We start from the raw sequence: 19,249 nt of genomic DNA on the forward strand, positions 1-19,249 counted from the left end.
CCCCCGGCGACTGCCGGGACCTGCGGGCGGTGTCAGGCAAGTTCGATATTGTCGTAGGTCCCCTGCAGGTCGCGCGTGACGTTCCGCGTGTCGATGACCAGGGGAACGCAGCGGACCACGGCCTCATAGTCGACATCGTCGTGATCGGTGCAGATCAGCGCGACAGCGTAGCCGGCCAGCGCCTCGGTCGTCAGGGAGACGCTTGTCCGGCCGGCGAATTCCGGATGCTCCCGCGTCTCGGGAATCTGCGGCACGAACGGGTCGTGGAAATCGACAAGGGCGCCGCGCGCCTCGAGCAGTTCGAACAGCTTCAGCGCCGGGCTCTCGCGCATATCGTCAACGTTCTTCTTGTAGGCGACGCCCATGAGCAGCACCGGCATGCCTTTCAGGCTCTTGCCCTGGCGCCGGTTGAGCGCCTCGATCAGCCGCTCGACGACCTGGTAGGGCGCCATCGTGTTGATCTCGCCGGCGAGCTCGATGAAGCGCGTGCGCAAGTCGAACTCGCGCGCCTTCCAGGTCAGGTAGAAGGGGTCGATCGGGATGCAGTGCCCGCCCAGCCCGGGGCCGGGATAGAAGGGCATGTAGCCGAACGGCTTCGTCTTGGCGGCATCGATCACTTCCCAGACATTGACGTCCATCGCCCGGTAGATCGTCTTCAGCTCGTTGACGAGCGCGATATTGACCGACCGGAAGATGTTCTCGGTCAGCTTCACCGCCTCGGCCGTGGCAGTCGAGGAAACCGGAACGACCCGGTTGGTGATCGCCCCGTAAAGCGCGCAGGCGAGGCTGAGGGCGTCCGGGCCGTCGCCGCCGACGACCTTCGGGATCGTCGAGGTGGTGAAGTTGATGTTGCCGGGATCCTCCCGCTCGGGCGAGTAGGCAATGAACAGGTCGGTGCCGGATTTCAGTCCGTCCTTTTCCAGGATCGGTCGCAGGACCTCGTCGGTGGTGCCGGGATAGGTCGTCGATTCCAGCGCCACGAGCTGGCCCGGACGGAGATGCGGCTGCAGGCTCGTGGCGGTGCCGACCACATAGGACATGTCCGGCTCGCGATGCCGGGTCAGCGGCGTCGGCACGCAGATCAGGATCGCGTCGACCGAGGCGATCTCGGTGAAATCCGCGCTGGCGCGGAAACCGTCGCCCTTCCGCATTTCGGCGATCTTGTTGGCCGGGATCGTCTTGATGTAGGAGCGCCCGGCGTTCAGGTCCGCGACGCGCTCGGGCGAGATGTCGAAGCCGATCGACCGGAATCCGGCCCCGGTCACGGCGAAGGCCAGCGGCAACCCGACATACCCCATGCCGACGATGCCGATGACCGCGGACCGATCCTCGATGCGGGCAAGCAGCGTCTTGCCGACGCTTGTGACGGGTGCCGGGATCTCGTTCATCATGCCGCCTTCCGGACACCCTGGAGAAGCAGGTCGCAGATGCGCTCGATATCGGCGCTTTCCAGGTAGGGATGCATCGGCAGGCTGAGGACGCGTTCGGAAAGCCGCTCGGAAACCGGCAGCGAACCCTCGCCGTCGCCATAGTCGCGATAGGCCGGCTGCAGGTGCATCGGCCGGGGATAGTAAACCGCGCTTGGGACGCCCTGCTCGGCGAGGCTCTTCTGGAGCGCCTCCCGGTCGTCGACCAGCACGGTGTACTGCGCCCAGGCGCTGCGATAGCCGGCCGGGCGAAGCGGGGTCTGCAGGGTGCCGGAAAGCCACCGGTCATATTCCAGCGCGACCGCCTCGCGACGGTCGAGTTCGTCGGCGAAGATGTCGAGCTTGGCCAGCAGGATGGCCGCCTGCATGGTGTCGAGGCGCCCGTTAACGCCGATCCGGACAACATCGTATTTCGCCGTACCCTGGCCGTGCACGCGGATCGAACGGCAGACCTCGTAGAGCGCCTCGTCGTCGGTGAGGATGCCGCCGCCGTCGCCGTAACAGCCGAGCGGCTTGGCCGGGAAGAAGCTGGTCGCGGTCGCGTGGCCAAGGGCGCCGACCCGGCGGTTGCCGAGGCCGCCGCCGATGCTCTGGGCGCTGTCGGCAAGCAGGAACAGGTTCTCCTGCTCGGCGATCGGCATCAGCGCCTCGTAATCGGCCGGCAGGCCGAACAGGTCGACGGCGATGATTGCGCGCGGCTCGAGCAGGCCGGCGGCCCGCGTCGCCGCGATCTTGGCCCCCAGGTCGGCTGGATCGATGTTGAAGGTCCGCTCGTCGACCTCGACAAAGACCGGCGTCGCGCCGAGCAGCAGGATGACCTCGGCCGTCGCGGTAAAGGTGAAACTCGGCACGAACACGGCGGCGCCGGGGCCGATCTCCTTGGCCATCAGCAGCATCTGCAGCGCATCGGTGCCGTTCGAGACGCCGAGCGCGTGGCGGGCGCCGCAGAAATCGGCCAGTCGTTTCTCGAACTCGGCCACTTCCGGGCCGAGAATATACTTGCCGTGCGTCAGCACATCCTGGATGCGCCGGTCGACTTCGGAGGCGATCCGCGCGTGCTGTGTCTTCAGATCGACGAACGGAATGGCCATGAGCCTTCTCCCTGGCTAGCGATGCTGCAATTCAGCCGTTACATGCTTCGAGTGTGCCGTCGGCGGTCTCGCGATAGCGCTGGCCGCTGCGCGGGCAGACGAGATCGTCGCCCAGTCGCTCCCCGCTCTCGCTGACCCAGCCGATCCGCCGCGCCGGATTGCCGACGACCAGCGCATGGTCGGGGACGTCCCTGGTCACCACCGCGCCTGCGCCGATCATGCAGTAGCGGCCAAGCGTGACGCCGCAGATGATTGTCGCGTTGGCGCCGATGGTCGCGCCGCGTCGCACCAGGGTCGGCAGGAACTCGTCCTTGCGCTCGACATGGGCGCGTGGCGTCAAGACGTTGGTGAAGACCATGCTGGGGCCGCAGAAGACGTCTTCCTCCAGCGTCACGCCCTTGTAGACGGCGACGTTGTTCTGCAGCTTGCAGCCGTCGCCGATCGCGACATCGGGGCCGATCATGACGTTCTGGCCGATGACGCAGCGCGCGCCGAGCCTGCTGCCGCCGAGCACGTGCGAGAAATGCCAGATCTTGCTGCCGGCGCCGACCGAGACGCCGTCGTCGACGAGCGCGCTCGGATGGACGAAATAGTCGGACCTGGCCGTGGCGGCCGGTTTCGCCGCCGCCTCTGCTGCTGCCGCGGGCGAGGCGGGTCGTCCCGCATCCATGCTTTGCTGCGCCGCGTGGAGGATGGAAAGCACGTCGATCCCCTCGCGGGCATCGGTGCGCGGCGTCCGGCGGGTCGCGACGCAGTCGAGGAAATGACTCATCTCGGCGGTCAGCGGCTCGCCCTCGCTGAGCACGACACGCTCGGCATTGGCCTTGTTGGCGACCGGGACGCCGTTCTTCCACTCGATGCCGTGACGGTAGAGCAGCAGCTTGTCGTCCCAGCCAAGGGTGTCGTCGAAGACCAGCATGCCGCTTTCGCCGACGGCGACCAGCTTCTGTTCCTTGAACGGATGCAGCCACGAGACGAAGACATGGCCATGCAGGCCGGACGGGAAGTCCAGATGGGTCAGCGTGGTGTCGGCGATCGTTTCGTGCAGGTAACAGTGGCCGACCGCGGAGACGCGGTTCGGACGCTCGCCTGCAAGCGCCAGGATCATCGAGATGTCATGCGGCGCGAAACTCCAGAGAACATTCTCCTCGCGCCGCAGCTTGCCGATGTTGAGCCGGTTCGAATAGACGTAGCGAAGCCGCCCGAGCTCGCCTTCGCGGACCGCTTCCAGCATCCGCAGGAAAGCCGGGTGATAGTGCAGCAGATGGCCGACCATCAGCACGCGGCCTTCCGCCGCGGCGATCCGGGCGAGGTCCTCGGCGTCCGACAGCTCGAGCGCGATCGGCTTCTCGACGAACACGTCCTTGCCGGCCAGCAGGGCGTCGCGGGCGACCCGGTAGTGGGTGCCGGCCGGCGTTGCCACGGCGACCGCCGTGATCGCCTCGTCGGCGAGGATGTCGCCGAGCGAGCCTATCAGCGGCACGTCGAACTTCTCGGCGATCGGGCCGGCGAGTTCCGGATCGCTGTCGCAGATCGCGGCCAGCGCGCCGAGCTCGGAAAGAACGCGGGCGAGATTCTTGCCCCAATAGCCGCTGCCGACCAGCGCTACATGCCTAGCGGTCATAGATGGATCCCGGGATTTTCAGGGTGGCGGCCGTACCGTACATGCGAGAAGCCTCGATCGGTCCTACTTGTCGTCGCCGGACTTTTCGCCGACCCGCAGATGCTGGTTCGTGATCATGTCGAACCACATGGCGAAGAAGGTCGATTGCAGCCCGATCGAGAAGGCGAACAGCATCGCCATCATCGTCATGTCCGGGGCGTCGCCCTCGGCGATCCAGACAACGATGAGGCGGACGAACAGGATCAGGCTCATGGCCAGCAGGAACATGCCCAGGCCATAGAACAGGATCAGAGGATGGAAATCGCGGATCAGGTATTTCGTGCCGAGCCGCCACATGAAGCGCTTGAACAGCAGCCAGCCGATCGTGAACACGACCTTGTGGATGCGGATGCCGCTCTTCTCGCCGACATTGTAGACCGGGCGAACCGGCACATCCTTGACCCGGCATTCGTGGACATTCAGCGTCACCAGCAGGTCGTTCGGCTGGCCGTAGCGCTTGTACATCCGGTCCCAGTCGATCTCCGCCAGCGCCCGCTTGCCGATCGCGGTATAGCCGGTCTGGCTGTCGGCGATATGCCAGTAGCCGGAGGCGATCTTGGTCAGCAGCGACAGGATGGCGTTGCCGAAGAAGCGGGTCTTCGGGATCGTCGTGTAGGCGTCCGCGTAGATCAGCCGGTTGCCCTTCGAATAGTCGAACCCGCCGGTCGCGACTGGCTCGACGATGCGCGGCAGGTCGTCCGGATCCATCTGGCCGTCGCCGGCCATGACCACGGCGATGTCGATATCGTTGTCGCGCGCCCATTTGTAGCCGGACGCGATCGCCCCGCCGACGCCCTGGTTGACCGCATGCTCGACCAGGACCACGCGGGGGTTGTCCTTCTGGTAGGCGCGGACGCGGTCGGCGGTGCCGTCCCGGCTCTTGTCGTCGACGATGACGATCGAATCGACGATGTCCGGCATGGTCTCGATGACCCGGCCGATCTGTGTCTCTTCGTTGTAAGCAGGGACGACGACGGCAATAGTCGCGGACTTGTACAAGGACGGCTCCTCGCCCGATGAAATGATGTTCCGGGGATCCGCGCTACCTATCAGAGGCTCCGGTCCGGGGCAACTATATTGCCCGAAACTCATATCCTGAAATGGTGTCGGATCGCCTCGACGGCGCGCGCCGCCGCAGTCCCGGTGCCGTAGTCGGCGATCTCGCGCTGGCCGGTCCGGGGCCCGCCCTGCCACAGCCGGTTCCAGCCCGCCTCGACCGTTTCGACCCATTCGGTTTCGTCGCGGAGCGTCGTGCAGGGCACCCGGTGAAAATAGGCTTCCTTCTGCATGCCGCCGGAATCGGTGAACAGATGCGCCGCGCCGGCAAGCAGGCGGGTCATTTCCAGGTAGCCGAGCGGCGATGTCAGCAACAGACCGGTCGTGTCGACGTCAAACCGGGACAGCCGCTCGCGGGTTCGCGGGTGCAGCGGCAGCACCACCGGCTGCTCCTTCGCCTCGGTCCGGAGATAATCGACAAGGCGGCGGAGCCGGTCGCCGTCATCGACATTCTCCGCCCGGTGCAGGGTCGCGACCGCGTAGTTCCGGTCCCGGAGCCCGAGGCGGTCGAGCGGCGCCAGACGGTCCCGGACCCGTTCGAGCGCGAACAGCGTCGCGTCATACATCACGTCGCCGACATGACGGATCTCGCCGGGCACGTTCTCGCGTTCCAGGTTGGCGATCGCGGCCCGGGTGGGGCAGAGCAGCATCGTGCTGAGCCTGTCGGCGACGACCCGGTTGATTTCTTCCGGCTGGCTGCGTCGGTTGGAACGCAGGCCGGCCTCGACATGGATGACCGGGATAGCCAGCTTGGCCGCGGCCAGTGCGCCGGCCAGCGTCGAGTTGGTATCACCGTAGACTAGCACGGCGTCGGGCGCGAACCCGGTCATCGCGGTTTCGAGTGCGGCCAGCATCCGCCCCGTCATCGCGCCATGCGAGCCGCCGCCGATCTCGAGATTGCGAACCGGTTCCGGCAGTTCGAGTTCCTCGAAGAAGAGGGCGCTCATCTCGCGGTCGAAATGCTGTCCGGTGTGGACGAGAAGCTCTCGCATTCCGGATTGCCCGCGCAAGGCCCGGCTGACCGCGGCCGCCTTGACGAACTGCGGCCTCGCGCCGACCACGGTCAGGATCGTGAAAGGCTGTCCCCGGGACTGCCTGGCCGTCTGGGTCATCGTGCGATCCTCATGATCCGAGACGGATGCCGTATGAGCCTTCGAGGCCGCGCAGCCAGCTGTCGAGCGACAGCAGCGCCCAGATCCGTCGCGTCGGCAATTCGTCGAGGATGCGATGTCGCGGTTCGCGGGGTGCGAGATAGCGCCGGGTGAGCGCATCGACGGCGGGCGCGGCGAGAAGCCGGCGGACGGGCGCTTCCGGGTCGAGCAGGCGGGCCTCCACGAAGCTCCGCAGCTCGCCACGGAACCAGCGCGCGAGGGGTGTCGGGAAGCCCCGTTTCGGCATCCGGTAAAGTCCTTCGGGCAGGCGGCCCCGCATGGCGCGCTTCGGGATCGCCTTGAGCACGCCGCCGGCGAGCTTACGGTCGGGCGCGATCGACAGCGCGAAATCGACCAGGTCATTGTCGCAGAGCGGGGTCCGCGATTCCAGTGAATGGGCCATCGAGATCTTGTCCTCGACCATGAACAGGCCGGGCAGATAGGCTCCGACATAGATCGCCATCAGCCGCCGGTAGGGATCGTCCTCTCCGGCTGTCATGCGCGCGAGCGCCGCGTCCGGCGCCTCGCCGGGATCCTCGCCCCCCATGAGCCGCCTGCGGGCTGCCTTGTCGAACAGCACCGGCAAACCGTGGCGGGTTTCCCCGCCGGCCAGCGAGCGCAGCAGGAAATAGCCGAGATGGGGCCATTCGCTGGCCCGGAAAGAGGCGAGCAGCGCCGCCGCCGCAAGCGGGTTCCGCGTCATCCGGCGTTTCAGTTCGGCGATCTTGAAGACCGGATAGCCGGAAAAGAACTCGTCGCCGCCATGACCGGTCAGGATGACCTTGACGTCGGACGCGGCGCGTCGGGCGACGACATACTGGGAGAAGGCCCCCGGTCCCATGCGTGGCTCGTCAAGGGCGGCGACCACCGCGTCGAAATGGGCGGCGAAATCGCCGGCGTCGATCGTGACCGTCTCGTGCCGGCTGCCGATGGCGGCGGCGACCTCGGCCGCGCCGCCTGCCTCGTCGTACCAGCCGCCGGCGCCGAAGCTTCCGGTGAAGGTCCGCAACGGACCCTCGCCGGCAGCGAAATGCGCCACGGTCGTCGAATCGAAGCCGGCGCTCAGATAGGCGGCGACCGGGACATCGCTCATCAGGTGGCGGTGCACCGCTCCGCCGGCCTCGCGAACAAAGCGGTCGGCGAGTCCCTCGTCAGTGGCGGCGACGGCGCCCGCGTCCGGTTCCCCGGCAAAGGCGAGCGACCAAAAACGCGTACGCTGCCGGCCGCCATCGGCGTCGAAGACGCGGATCTCGCCGGGCTGGACCATCTCGATACCGGCCAGCAGGCCGCGCCCCTCGAAACAATTCTCGAACGCGAGATACTGCCCGAGACCGGTGGGGTCGATCGTCAGGTCCTCCGGCATTGCCGCAAGAATCGCTTTTATTTCGGAGGCGAAAAGAACAAGCCCCTTATGCTCCCGGACATAGAGCGGCTTGATGCCGAGCCGGTCGCGGGCGAGCACAAGACGCCGCCGCTCGGTATCCCAGATCGCCGCGGCGAACATGCCGTTGACGGTCGGGAACGCGGCCAGTCCCTCCTGGCGGTAGCCGTGTAGCAGGACCTCGTTGTCGCTGCGCGAGTGGAAACGGGCGCCGCGGGCACGTTGGCGCTCGGCCAGCGCCGGTGCGTTGTAGATTTCGCCGTTGCAGACCAGGATCGTGTCCCCGTCGTCGTTCCGCATCGGCTGGTTCCCGGCCGGCGAAAGATCGACGATCGACAGCCGGCGATGACCGAGGGCGATCCCGGGTGCCTGCCAGATGCCTTCGTTATCGGGGCCGCGATGGACCATCGCCGAGAGCATCCGGGCGAGCATTGGCCCTGGCTCCCGGGCGCCGAGGATGCCGGCGATACCGCACATCAGTCTTTCTTGCCTTCCAGTGCCTTCACACGCGCATTGACGACGGAGAGCAGGTAATAGAGCTCCTCGTAATGCTTGCGGTTGACCTTGGCGAGATAGACTAGGGAGACGAGCTGGATCGCGAACAGGGCGGATATCGCGACGATCGACAACGTGACCTGGCCGTCGACGATGCTGCCGCGTATCGCCGCGTAGAGGCTCTCGTCGGGGACCCCGCCGAGGCCGGCGAGACGGGCGACGAAATTGTAGAGGAACAGCAGGCTGCCGGCGATCACCAGCGCGCCGAGCACATAAAGCGGTGCCCGGGCGATCAGGCCCGGCTGCATCATGTAGCTGTAGAGCAGGTGGCTCGAGATCGTTTCGGTCATCCGGAAGATGGCGCCGATACCGGTGCCTGACGCCCGGTCGCGGTCGCGCCAGCGGAGTCGGGCCGGCACCTCCTCGACGCGGAAGCCGAGCAGCATGCCCTTGGTCAGAATCTCCAGGTGGATATCCTTGTCGCCCGAAGTGAGCACCAGGGTCTCCAGCACCTCGCGACGGAAGCCCCGGACCAGGCAGGTGACGGTGTGGAAGCGCCGCCGGAGGCCCCAGGTCAGGATTCGGTTGCCGAGCCTGGAAACCGCGAGCCGCAGTCCCGGCACATTCTCGATCGAACCGTCCGGATGATAGGCCGAGGCGAGCGTGATGTCGGCCGTGCCGTTTGCGAGCGGCGCGAGCAGTGCCGGAATATGGTCCGGCGAATAGGAAAGATCGGAATCGAGGTAAATCACGTAGGCGCCGCGCGACGCCGCAAATCCGGTGCGGACGCCGAAGCCGCGGCCCAGATTGACCGGGTGGCTGGCGACCCGGAGCGGCAGGCCCTCGGCTGCCAGCCTGGCCAGGATCTCGGCGGTTCCGTCCCGGCTGCCGTCGTCGACGACCACGATCTCGTAACCCTGACCCGCGTTCATCGTGGTCGCGAGATAGCTCGCGAGTTCGCGCAGGTTGCGTTCCGCGATCTTGGCCTCGTTGTACATCAGCATGACAACGGACAGGTGACATGGTTCGATGGCGGAAGCGGTCATCGGTCTCGTCGGGCAGGGAATAGGGCCGGGCCGGCGCTTGTCCCGTTTGTCTTACGAGCGCCGCTGTCGTTCCGCAACCCGCATTCGCCCGACGGCGCGGCCGGATATTATCACAGGGATGGAACCGTCCCGGGCACGGTTCGGTTTTCCCTGCCTGCGCCGCCCGGTTCGGTTATATCTCTCAGCCACGGGGCGGCCTCGAGCCGCCAGCGGGCTCGACCCGGCGAACAGGAGAACGACATGGCACAGGATTCGGACAGCCCGATCGCGGCCCCGGACGAAGCGACCCAGGCGCTGTTGCGGCAGGCGGCCGAGATCATCACCGGTCATCTCGACCAGGCCTGGACCGATTGCGAACGCGCCGGTCTCGACCGCGGCGTTTTCACGGCGGCGATGATGGCGACGCTGATGCAGGCGATGCAGTCGAGCCTCGGCGAGCGGACCGGTGACGCGCTCCGCGAGATGGTCGAACTGGCCGAACAGGCCGCGACCGACCGCCTGCAATAGTGCCTCGGTAGCGCCTCAGTCCGGGGTCTTGGCCGGGAGGCCGAGCATCGCCCGGCGCCGCAGCCAGAGACTGGGTCGATAGCGGTCGTCCCCGGTGATCGCCTGGATCTGCGACAGGATCGCCTGCACCGTCCCGGCGCCGATCCGGTCGGTCATGTCCAGCGGCCCTTCCGGATAATTCAGGCCGAGGGTCATTCCCTTGTCGATATCGTCCGGCGAGGCGACCCCGATCTGCGCCATCTCGCAACCCAGGTTGGCGATCATGGCGCGGATCCGCTGGGCGACGAAGCCCGGCGAGTCCTTGATCCGCACGACCTCGCCGGCGACATTCGCGAGCCGTGCCGCGACCCCGTCGAGCAACGCCTGGTCGGCGCCGGGCGCCGCCATCACGGTGGCGCAGCGGGCGACCCCGGTTACCATGTCGATGCCGATCAGGCGTTTCGGGTCGCAGCCGAGGCGAACCGCCATCGTCGTGCAGTCCTCGCCGACCGGGGCGGCGACCAGGGGTGCCTGGCCGTCGTCGGCCGCCAGGATCTCGGCCCCGGCCCGACGGAACAGGTCAGACAGCCGGCTGTCCGGTTCGGCCAGCGCGATCCGCTCGACCGGTGCCGCGTCGGGCTTGGCGACCTGCGGCGGGTCGATCGCATTGCCCTTGTCGTCATAGCGGTAGAAGCCGATTCCCTTCTTGCGCCCGAGGCGACCGGAAACCTGCATGCTTTCGTGGATCGGCGAGGTTGCGAGCCGGCGGTCCTGGAAGTAACCGTTGAAGATCACCATGCTGACGGGGAAATTGACGTCCATCCCGGTCAGGTCGGCCAGTTCGAATGGCCCCATCCGGAAACCGCAGGCATTGCGCATGATGGCGTCGACCTCGTGGGGCTCCGCAACCCCCTCACTGACGATCCGCATCGCCTCCGTCGTGTAGGCGCGGCCGCCGAGATTGACTAGAAAGCCCGGCGCGTCCTGGACCACGACCGGGACCCGGCCCATCCGCTTCGAGATCGCCGTGAGCCGCTCGATCACCGCCGGCGAGGTCGCCGGGGCGCGGATCACCTCGACCAGCTTCATCAGCGGTACAGGGTTGAAGAAATGCAGACCGGCAACGCGCTCGGGCCGGGTGCAGTTCGTGGCGATGCCGGCAATGCGCAGGCTCGAGGTGTTGGAGACGAGGATGGCGTCGTCGCCGACCACCGCTTCGAGGTCGCGGAACAGCGCCTGCTTGACGTCGAGCCTCTCGACCACCGCCTCGACAACGAGGTCGCAGTCGGCGAGATCGGCGATCGACGCGGCGACGCTGATACGGTCGAGCGCGGCAGCCTGTTCGTCCGCCTCCATCCGGCCCTTCTCGACGGCACGCTGCAGCATGCCGGCGACGAAATCGCGCGCCTTGGCGGCGGCGCCGTCGGCCACGTCGAAAAGCTTCACCCGCATCCCGCCGGTGGCGGAGACCTGCGCGATGCCGCGACCCATGGCGCCGGCACCGACGATGCCGACGGTAATCGCGTCGGAATTCTGCTCGTTTTTCATTGTTTCCTCGTTCTTCGGACCGGCGCATCGTGCCGACGCGGCCCCGCATAGGCAACCTTGATCAAGCGTCGGCAATCCCTAAATCTAGGGATGCGGTCCGGGTCGGGACCGCGAACGGCATGCGGTGCCATTGCGGGCCGCGCCGTCAAGGCTCGCTCGTCGGAGGAGTTCTCGATGTCCAGAATGTCCATGTTCAACAGTCCGCTGCTGCTCGGATTCGATCATTTCGAGCAGCTCGTCGATCGCGCCGCGAAGGCGTCGAACGACGGTTATCCGCCCTACAACATCGAACAGATCGGCGAGGAACGACTGCGCATCACGCTGGCGGTCGCGGGTTTCGCCGAGGGCGATCTGCAAATCACGCTCGAGGAGAACCAGTTGATCGTGCGCGGCCGGCAGCGCGAGGAGACGGAGCGCATCTATCTGCATCGCGGCATCGCCGCCCGGCAGTTCCAGCGCGCCTTCGTCCTTGCGGAAGGCCTCGAGGTTACCGGCGCGGAGCTCGAGAACGGCCTGCTCCATGTGGAGCTCCGGAAGCCCGAGCCGACATCGGTCGTCCGCGAAATCAAGATCGGTCTGGGCAAGCCCCGCCATCAGTCGACGGCCGTTGCCCCCGAGATCGAACGTACCTGATTTGCAGGAGTCTCAGTGATGAACACAGGTGAAATGTTGCGGCGAATCACGCCTGCCGGCCTTGCGGCCCTCGGTCTTCCCCATCTCGCTTACGTGCGGCGGGAACAGGGCGAGAACGGCCGCGTCTTCCATGTCCTCTATTCGGCTGACGGCATCCGGCTGCTGGCCGCCGAAAGCCATATCGCCGCCCTAGCGGCCGCCCACGAGAACGAGCTGCAGACGGTCGCGCTGCACTGAGCGACGGAAACCGTTCGAGGACGCTCTCCGGATCGGGCCCGCCGGCCGGGTGCGGCCGGCGCGGTCGCGCGGGGTCCGTGTCAGGAAACGTGTTCTGTCGTGCTGTCGTGCAGCAGCGCGTAGATGGCGTCGCGGTCGTCGCTGCCGCGCAGCTTCTCGCACATCGCGCGATCCCGCAGCGTCCGGGAAATCCGGGCCAGCGCCTTCAGGTGATCGGCCCCGGCGTTCTCCGGTGCCAGCAGCAGGAAGATCAGGTCCACCGGCTCGCCGTCCACGGCGTCGAAATCGACGGCCTTGGTCAGTCGGGCGAAGAAGCCGAAGATCCGGTCGATGCCGGCGAGCTTGCCGTGCGGAATGGCGATGCCGTGGCCGACGCCCGTCGTGCCCAGACGTTCGCGCTCCAGCAGGGTGTCGAACACGGTACGTTCCGGAAGCGCGGTCACTTCCGCGGCGGTTGCGGCCATTTCCTGCAGCGCCTGCTTCTTGCTCGTCGCTCTCAGGGCGGGAATGACCCGCTCCGGAGTCAGGAGGTCTTGGATCTCCATGGTGCCTCGCTTGTCACACGGAACCGCGCCTCAGGCGCGTCCCGTCTCGACCCTGGCCGGTTCGATCCAGCCGATATTGCCGTCCTTGCGGCGATAGACGACGTTCAGCGCGCCATTGCCGATATTGCGGAACAGGTAGACCGGCTCGTCGGCCAGGTCCATCCGCATGACTGCGTCGCCGACCGTGCACTGGACGATGCTGGTTCTTGATTCCGCGACGATGAGCGGCTGGAACTCTTCCGCGACCTCGCCCTCGGCGCCTTCCTCCTCGGCCGCCAGCACGTAGCGCTGGGCCAGGCTCTCGGCGCCGTCGGCGCGTTCGTTGCCGCGGTGGCTGCGCAGCCGCCGCTTGTAGCGCCTGAGCTGCTTCTCGATGCGTTCGGCGGCGAGATCGAAGCTGCCATAGGCGTCCCCTGCCGCCGCCGACGCGGCGACGTCGATGCCGGCGCCGACATGGACGCTGCATTCGGCGCGGAACTGATGGCCGTCGCGCCGGAACGTCACACTCGCTTCGAGCGCGTTGGCGAAGTATTTCGCCGTGCCCGAGGTGAGCCGTTCTTCAACGTGGGTGCGCAAAGCGTCTCCCACGTCAATTTGCTTGCCATTGACGTGAATCTTCATTGTTCAGACCGGAAATAAAGCGGAAGGGGAGCTGCCGCGGTCGCGAAGCCATTTGGCCAATACGCACCTTTTCGTGGCCGGACCTCCCAATGGGGGCGGGAACATAGGGCCGGCGATTGACGCTGTCAACAGTGGCCGGCGTTATCGACTCGCGACATGCGTTCACGTCGCCGACTATAGCACGTCACGCCAGTCTTTTCTTCAATCGTCGGCGCTGCACGGAAGAGGGGATGCGCATCGCCTCGCGATACTTGGCGACCGTGCGCCGGGCAATGTCGACGCCGTCGCTTTTCAGCAGATCGACGATCTTGTCGTCGGAAAGAATCGACTTCGGCGGTTCTTCCTCGATGAGCTCCCGGATCTTCTGGCGGACCGCCTCGGCCGAATGGCTGGCCTCGCCGTCGACCGCCGCGATCGCCGTGGTGAAGAAGTATTTCATCTCGAAGATGCCGCGCGGGGTGGCGATATACTTGTTCGCGGTGACCCGGCTCACCGTGCTCTCGTGCATCGAAATGGCGTCGGCAATGGTCCGCAGGTTGAGCGGCCGCAGATGGGCGACGCCGTGATCGAGGAAGGCCGTCTGCTGGCGAACGATCTCGCTGGCGACCCGGAGGATGGTATTGGCGCGCTGGTCGAGCGACTTGATGAGCCAGTTCGCCGAGGCCAGGCAGTCGCTGACAAAGGCCCGCTCGGCCTTGTCGCGCGTGCTGCCGTTGACGGTCGCCAGATAGCGCTCGTTGATCAGCAGGCGCGGCAGGGTCTCGCTGTTCAGCTCGATGATCCAGTCGCCGCCGGGGCCGCGCCTGAGGAAGATGTCGGGAATGACAGTCTGCGCGATCTCGGTGCCGTATTGCAGGCCCGGTTTCGGATTGAGCCGGCGCAGTTCGGCGACCATCTCGGTCAGATCCTCGGCGTCGACCTGGCAATGGCGCATCAGGCCGTTCAGGTCGCCTTCCGCCAACATGTCGAGGCGCTCGAGCATGGCCTCCATCGCCGGGTCGAGCCGATTGAGCTCGCGCAGCTGCAGGGCCAGGCATTCCGAGAGGTTGCGCGCGAACACGCCGGTCGGCTCGAAGGTCTGGAGAGTGGCCAGGGTCGCCTCGACCTCGGCAGCCGGAGCGCCCAGCCGCTCCGCAACCTCGTCGACCGATTCCGTCAGATACCCGGCGTCGTCGAGGCACTCGATCAGGTGGGCGCCGATCAGCAGCGCCTTCGGTTCGGTGAAGGTGACCGTCAACTGGTCGTGCAGATGCTGGCGAAGATCCTTCTCCTCCGTCAGCCCGGCCATCGGGTCGTAGTCGCCGCCGGCGCCGGCGCTGCCGCGGCTCTCGCGGAACGCGTAATCGCCGCCCCCGGCCTCGCCGTTCGCCGGCTGGTCGCTGGCGCTGTCGCCGGAATACAGATTGTCGTAATCGGTGTCGAGCGGCTGGCTGTCGTCGGAGGTATCGCCGGAGCCGGCCTGGAGGCCGGTGAGCGAGTCGCTGTCGGCGGTGACCTCGACCCGATCGCCGCTGCTGCCGGGATCGCTTTCCGCGGCTTCCGGGCGATCGCCCTCGTCATGCTCGAGCAGCGGGTTCTTTTCGAGCTCCGCCTCGACATAGTCGACCAGTTCCAGATTGGAGAGCTGCAACAGGCGGATCGCCTGCTGCAGTTGCGGCGTCATGACCAGGGTTTGGGTCTGGCGCAGCTCCAGTCGTGGGGTGATGGCCATGGCCTTGAGGTCCCGCTCCGTTACAGACTGAAGCGGTCCCCGAGATAGACGCGGCGCACATCCTCGTGGGCGACGATCTCGCTGGGCGGACCTTCCATCAGAACCTCGCCTTCGTTCAGGATGTAGGCGCGGTCGATCAGGTCGAGCGTCTCGCGGACATTATGCTCGGTAATCAGCACCCCGATGCCGCGATCCTTGAGATGGAAGACCAGCTCGCGGATCTCGTTGACGGCGATCGGATCGATGCCGGCGAGCGGCTCGTCGAGCAGCATGAAACTCGGTTGCGAGGCCAGGGCGCGGGCGATCTCGACGCGGCGTCGCTCGCCGCCGGACAGGGCGATGGCCGGCGTGTTGCGCAGGTGGCCGATCGAGAATTCCGCCAGCAGGTCGTTCAGCATCGCTTCCCGCTTGTCGCGTTCGGGCTCGACGATCTCGAGGACGGCGCGGATATTGTTCTCGACCGACATGCCACGGAAGATCGACGCTTCCTGCGGCAGATAGCCGATACCGGCGCGGGCGCGTCGATACATCGGCAATTCGGTGACATCCTGGCCATCCAGCTTGATCGTCCCGTAGTCGGCCCGAATGAGGCCGGTGATGATGTAGAAGCAGGTCGTCTTGCCGGCCCCGTTGGGGCCGAGCAGTCCGACCGCCTCGCCGCGATTGACGGAGACGCTGACGCCGCGCAAGACCGGACGCTTCTTGAAGCGCTTTCCGATGTTGATGGCTTCGAGGCCCTGATTGCTGCTCACAAGACGAGGCCCCGCAATCCCTTCATTTCCTTCAGTCGCAGCATCATGGTTATCGGTCATTTCGATTAATAATCCGTATCGGCTGGCTAAGGCGTGCCCTACTGGGTCTTCTTCTTCGGCTGGATGCGGACCTTTACCCGCTCCTGCTTCTCCGTCGTCGCCTCGCCGCGGCCGGTACTTTTCGCCGCGTCGACGACGATCCGGTCGGTGTCGAGATTCCAGACCATGCGCTGTCCGCGCAGGACGTTGTCGCCCTGGTTCAGCACCACGTTGCCTTCGAGGATGAAGACCCGCTTCTCCAGGTCGTAGATTCCGAGGTCGCCCTGCGCCGTCTCGCCGGTCGTCGAGAGGAAGACGTCGCCGTAGGCTTCCAGGCGCTTGACGTCGCCCGAGCCCAGGCCGCCCCCGGTCGTGCCGTCGCTGTTCTTGCCCACGTAATAGACGTCGAGACGGGACGAATTGAGCAGCATGTCGCCCTGGGTGGCGCGGACATTGCCGGTGAAGATCGCGAGCTGCTTGTCCTGCTGGACCTCCAGTGTATCGGACGTGATGTCGATCGGGGCGTCGCTGGAGCCGATGCCGCTCATCTGCGATTGCGCGGCCGCCGGCCCGAGCCAGAATGCCGCAAGAAGCGCAAGCGGGGCGATCAGCGCGAGCCGCAGCCGTGCCGTACTCAAACCATGGACCATCGCGGCCGCCTTCCGTTCATCACCCGCCCTTGTCATTGCCCTTGCCGTAGATCAGCACATGCACGTTGCCGTCGAAGCGGGCGATATTGGCGTCCCGGTCGATGAAGAGCCGGTCGCTCTGTATCTCTCCGCTCGGGCCATGCCCCTGGACCGGTGTCTTGCTCCAGGCGCGGCCGTTCGCGAGGTCGATCTCGGCTGTCTCCGAATGGAACTGGTAGCCGGTATCGGAAAAGATCTCGATGTTTCCCGTGAGGTCGAGCCATTTCTTCTTCTGCCGGAACAATCCATTGTCGGCGGAAAGCGACATCCAGGCGCCGTCCTCCATCGTCGTGTCGGCCTGCAGGCTGGCGAGCTTGATGATCTGGGGGTCGTCCGGATTCCGGCTCGCGCTCGAGGCGGTCACGGTGAACGGTCGCTGCTCGCTGTCGAGGCCGACGAAGCGGGCGTTGACCATGGTGAGGCCCTCGTCGCCGACTTCGATATCCGCCTGCTCGATGACGATCGTGCGATCGCGCGGGACCAGGCTCGGCCAGGCGAGCAGGGCGACCGCGAGCACGACCGCCAGTGTCGGCAGAAGGAGCTTCATGACCAGCACGAAGCGCGTGTAGGCAGGACTGACCCGGGCACGCTGGCGCTGCGGACCCTCGATCCGCCAGTGCCGCCTTCCTTCCAGATCTGTGGCTGCCATTGTCGTCGCTCTTCCTCGCCCGGGCGAGCCGCGCGCCGTCAGGCGACGCCGGCGCTCAGGCAGTCATGGACGCGGATGATGCCGACCGGTCGTCGGCCTTCGGTCACAAAGAGACAGGAAATCTTGGTCGCGTTCATCTGTCCCAGCGCTTCAGCCGCCAGTGCCCCCGGCCGGATCGTCTTCGGCGCCCGGGTCATGATTTCCTCGGCCCGGCGATTGAGCAGGTCGTTGTCCATGTGGCGCCGGAGGTCGCCGTCGGTGATGATGCCGAGCAGGTCGCCTGCCGCATCGACGACGCCGACACAGCCGAAGCTTCGCGCGGTCATAACGATCAGTGCCTCACGCATCGACGTGTCCGGCCGGGCGACCGGCAGTTCGTCGCCAACATGCATGATCTCGGAAACCTTGATCAGCGAGGCGCCAAGGCTGCCGCCCGGGTGCAGTACCTGGAAATTGTCCGGGGAGAATCCCCGCCGCTGCAGCAGCGCCACCGAGAGCGCGTCGCCGAGTGCCAGCATCATGGTCGTCGAAGTCGTCGGGGCGAGGCCCATCGGGCAGGCTTCGGGCACCGTCGGCAGCACCAGCGTCACATCGGCGGCGTCGCCCAGGGATGACGTCGGGCGCCCGACCATCGCCAGCAACGGGATCGAGAAGCGCCGGGTGAAGGCGATGATGTCGGCCAGTTCGTTCGTGTTGCCCGAATTGGAAAGGCAGAGCACCGCGTCCGACTGGGTGATCATGCCGAGGTCGCCGTGGCTCGCCTCGCCGGGATGCACGAACAGGGCCGGCGATCCGGTCGATGACATGGTCGCGGCGATCTTCCGCCCGATGTGCCCGCTCTTCCCCATGCCGCTGATGACGACGCGTCCGGTGACCGCATGGAGCAGGTCGACGGCCCGTTCGAAACTGTCGTCAAGGCTGTCGCCGAGCGCCCGCAGCGCCTCCGCCTCGATCGACAGGACACGGCCGGCGGCCTCGAGATCGGGCGAGAGGGGCGCCGACTTTTCCTTTACTTTCATGAGTTTGGGCTTCTTTCCGACGGTTACTGCGGGGCCGAACCCGGCTCCTAACAAAATCTGTGCCAAAGTATGGTCATTCCACCCTGCAATTGCAATTGCAGGTGCGGAACGTCCTTCGAAAGCCGGCCGTTGGGCCAAGGCTCGGCGGAGAGCTGGACGGTTCAGGAATGCGCGAAGATATCGATATCCGGCCAGCCCGCGAGATCGAGCTCGGCCCGGGTCGGCAGGAAGGCGAAACAGGCGGCGGCGAGGTCGGTCCGCTTCTCGCGCGCCAGCATCACGTCGAGGCGTTCCGCCAGACGATGCAGGTAGAGGACGTCCGAGGCTGCGTACTCGCGCTGCGCCGGGCTGATTTCCTCGGCGCCCCAGTCAGAGGATTGCTGCTGCTTGGACAACTGTACGTCGAGCAGCTCCTGGCAGATGTCCTTTAGGCCGTGCCGGTCCGTATAGGTGCGGCAGAGCCGGGAGGCGATCTTCGTGCAATAGATCGGGGCGCAGAGCACGCCCAGGTACTTGCGCAGCACCGCGACGTCGAAGCGGGCAAAATGGAACAGTTTCAGCACAGCCGGGTCGGCCAGCAGGCGCTTCAGGTTCGGCGCGGCATATTCGCCCGGGGCGAACTGGACCAGATGTGCGTCGCCGTCGCCGGCGGACAACTGGACCAGGCACAGGCGATCGCGGTGCGGATCGAGACCCATGGTCTCGCTGTCGATCGCGACGCTGTCGCCGAAGCTGACATCGGCCGGCAGATCGCCCTGGTGGAGGAATATTGCCATTATCGGTCGCGAACCCGTCGGCGTTGCCGTGGCCGGAATGAGGTTCCGCCGGGGCCGGCCGGGACCGGTTCACGCAACGGAGCATCTTGGAATGGTGCCCAGGAGAAGACTCGAACTTCCACGACCTTACGGCCACTAGCACCTGAAGCTAGCGCGTCTACCAATTCCGCCACCTGGGCGCCTTCCAAGGATGGCGGTTTTAATACGCCCGGCTATCATGTCAACAGGGAAATC

The 19,249-nt window shown here is 66.2% G+C and carries 19 protein-coding genes and 1 tRNA gene; 3 read left to right on the top strand and 17 right to left on the bottom strand.

Going from position 1 to position 19,249, the window contains the following annotated elements:
- Positions 1–32 precede the first annotated feature (32 nt).
- The 7 genes from OCH7691_RS03050 to OCH7691_RS03080 all read right to left on the bottom strand — a co-directional run bounded on the left by OCH7691_RS03050 (position 33) and on the right by OCH7691_RS03080 (position 9,310).
- A complete protein-coding gene (locus OCH7691_RS03050; protein WP_139839497.1) occupies positions 33–1,391 on the bottom strand; it encodes a nucleotide sugar dehydrogenase in 1,359 nt (452 codons plus the stop codon).
- On the bottom strand, positions 1,388–2,518 hold the full coding sequence (locus tag OCH7691_RS03055) for a DegT/DnrJ/EryC1/StrS family aminotransferase (protein ID WP_085881937.1): 1,131 nt from the start codon (positions 2,516–2,518) through the stop codon (positions 1,388–1,390). The genes OCH7691_RS03050 and OCH7691_RS03055 overlap by 4 nt, the downstream gene beginning before the upstream one ends.
- A gap of 31 nt (positions 2,519–2,549) precedes the next feature.
- Positions 2,550–4,142: a Gfo/Idh/MocA family oxidoreductase gene (locus OCH7691_RS23740; RefSeq protein ID WP_085881938.1), complete on the bottom strand. Its 1,593-nt coding sequence runs from the start codon at positions 4,140–4,142 to the stop codon at positions 2,550–2,552.
- Between the two features lie 63 nt (positions 4,143–4,205).
- Positions 4,206–5,180, bottom strand: a complete 975-nt coding sequence (locus OCH7691_RS03065) for a glycosyltransferase family 2 protein (protein WP_085881939.1) — start codon at positions 5,178–5,180, stop codon at positions 4,206–4,208.
- Positions 5,181–5,269: 89 nt separating this feature from the next.
- Complete coding sequence (gene wecB, locus OCH7691_RS03070; protein ID WP_085881940.1) at positions 5,270–6,349, bottom strand: non-hydrolyzing UDP-N-acetylglucosamine 2-epimerase; 1,080 nt, start codon at positions 6,347–6,349, stop codon at positions 5,270–5,272.
- 10 nt (positions 6,350–6,359) lie between these two features.
- Complete coding sequence (gene asnB, locus OCH7691_RS03075; RefSeq protein ID WP_085881941.1) at positions 6,360–8,246, bottom strand: asparagine synthase (glutamine-hydrolyzing); 1,887 nt, start codon at positions 8,244–8,246, stop codon at positions 6,360–6,362.
- Positions 8,246–9,310, bottom strand: a complete 1,065-nt coding sequence (locus OCH7691_RS03080; RefSeq protein WP_085881942.1) for a glycosyltransferase family 2 protein — start codon at positions 9,308–9,310, stop codon at positions 8,246–8,248. Before OCH7691_RS03080 ends, asnB begins: the two co-directional genes overlap by 1 nt.
- Before the next feature lie 240 nt (positions 9,311–9,550).
- Between OCH7691_RS03080 and OCH7691_RS03085 the strand changes: the two genes are divergently transcribed.
- Positions 9,551–9,817, top strand: a complete 267-nt coding sequence (locus OCH7691_RS03085) for a hypothetical protein (RefSeq protein WP_085881943.1) — start codon at positions 9,551–9,553, stop codon at positions 9,815–9,817.
- A 15-nt stretch (positions 9,818–9,832) separates the two neighbouring features.
- Here OCH7691_RS03085 and OCH7691_RS03090 read toward each other — a convergent pair whose 3' ends face one another.
- The gene (locus OCH7691_RS03090) at positions 9,833–11,344 is read right to left on the bottom strand and encodes a 3-hydroxyacyl-CoA dehydrogenase (RefSeq protein ID WP_085881944.1); all 1,512 of its coding nucleotides are present in this window, start codon (positions 11,342–11,344) and stop codon (positions 9,833–9,835) included.
- A gap of 174 nt (positions 11,345–11,518) precedes the next feature.
- Here OCH7691_RS03090 and OCH7691_RS03095 point away from each other — a divergent pair, with 174 nt between their 5' ends.
- Together OCH7691_RS03095 and OCH7691_RS03100 are read left to right on the top strand one after the other, a co-directional pair.
- On the top strand, positions 11,519–11,977 hold the full coding sequence (locus OCH7691_RS03095) for an Hsp20 family protein (RefSeq protein ID WP_085883467.1): 459 nt from the start codon (positions 11,519–11,521) through the stop codon (positions 11,975–11,977).
- Between the two features lie 18 nt (positions 11,978–11,995).
- Positions 11,996–12,214 carry a DUF1150 family protein gene (locus tag OCH7691_RS03100; RefSeq protein ID WP_085881945.1) on the top strand — a complete coding sequence of 73 codons (219 nt, stop codon included), beginning with the start codon at positions 11,996–11,998 and terminating at the stop codon, positions 12,212–12,214.
- Between the two features lie 80 nt (positions 12,215–12,294).
- On the opposite strand, the gene ptsN is transcribed toward OCH7691_RS03100, so the two are convergent.
- The 9 genes from ptsN to OCH7691_RS03145 form a co-directional block, all read right to left on the bottom strand.
- Positions 12,295–12,759, bottom strand: coding sequence for a PTS IIA-like nitrogen regulatory protein PtsN (ptsN, locus tag OCH7691_RS03105; RefSeq protein ID WP_085881946.1), 465 nt, complete (start codon positions 12,757–12,759; stop codon positions 12,295–12,297).
- A gap of 30 nt (positions 12,760–12,789) precedes the next feature.
- Entirely contained in the window at positions 12,790–13,380 is a 591-nt protein-coding gene (hpf, locus tag OCH7691_RS03110; protein ID WP_085881947.1) for a ribosome hibernation-promoting factor, HPF/YfiA family, read from the bottom strand.
- Between the two features lie 184 nt (positions 13,381–13,564).
- Complete coding sequence (rpoN, locus tag OCH7691_RS03115; protein ID WP_085881948.1) at positions 13,565–15,091, bottom strand: RNA polymerase factor sigma-54; 1,527 nt, start codon at positions 15,089–15,091, stop codon at positions 13,565–13,567.
- A gap of 20 nt (positions 15,092–15,111) precedes the next feature.
- Positions 15,112–15,903, bottom strand: a complete 792-nt coding sequence (lptB, locus tag OCH7691_RS03120; protein ID WP_085881949.1) for an LPS export ABC transporter ATP-binding protein — start codon at positions 15,901–15,903, stop codon at positions 15,112–15,114.
- A 38-nt stretch (positions 15,904–15,941) separates the two neighbouring features.
- Positions 15,942–16,568, bottom strand: a complete 627-nt coding sequence (locus OCH7691_RS03125) for an LptA/OstA family protein (RefSeq protein ID WP_085881950.1) — start codon at positions 16,566–16,568, stop codon at positions 15,942–15,944.
- Entirely contained in the window at positions 16,552–17,220 is a 669-nt protein-coding gene (lptC, locus tag OCH7691_RS03130) for an LPS export ABC transporter periplasmic protein LptC (protein ID WP_085881951.1), read from the bottom strand. The genes OCH7691_RS03125 and lptC overlap by 17 nt, the downstream gene beginning before the upstream one ends.
- A gap of 38 nt (positions 17,221–17,258) precedes the next feature.
- A complete protein-coding gene (locus OCH7691_RS03135) occupies positions 17,259–18,239 on the bottom strand; it encodes a KpsF/GutQ family sugar-phosphate isomerase (RefSeq protein ID WP_085881952.1) in 981 nt (326 codons plus the stop codon).
- A 161-nt stretch (positions 18,240–18,400) separates the two neighbouring features.
- Positions 18,401–19,015 (bottom strand): ribonuclease D, encoded by a 615-nt coding sequence (locus OCH7691_RS03140; protein WP_085881953.1) that lies wholly within the window; start codon positions 19,013–19,015, stop codon positions 18,401–18,403.
- A 92-nt stretch (positions 19,016–19,107) separates the two neighbouring features.
- A tRNA-Leu gene (locus OCH7691_RS03145) sits at positions 19,108–19,194 on the bottom strand.
- Positions 19,195–19,249 lie beyond the last annotated feature (55 nt).

The organism is Oceanibacterium hippocampi (genome assembly GCF_900172325.1).
Classification (GTDB): Bacteria; Pseudomonadota; Alphaproteobacteria; order Sneathiellales; family Sneathiellaceae; genus Oceanibacterium; species Oceanibacterium hippocampi.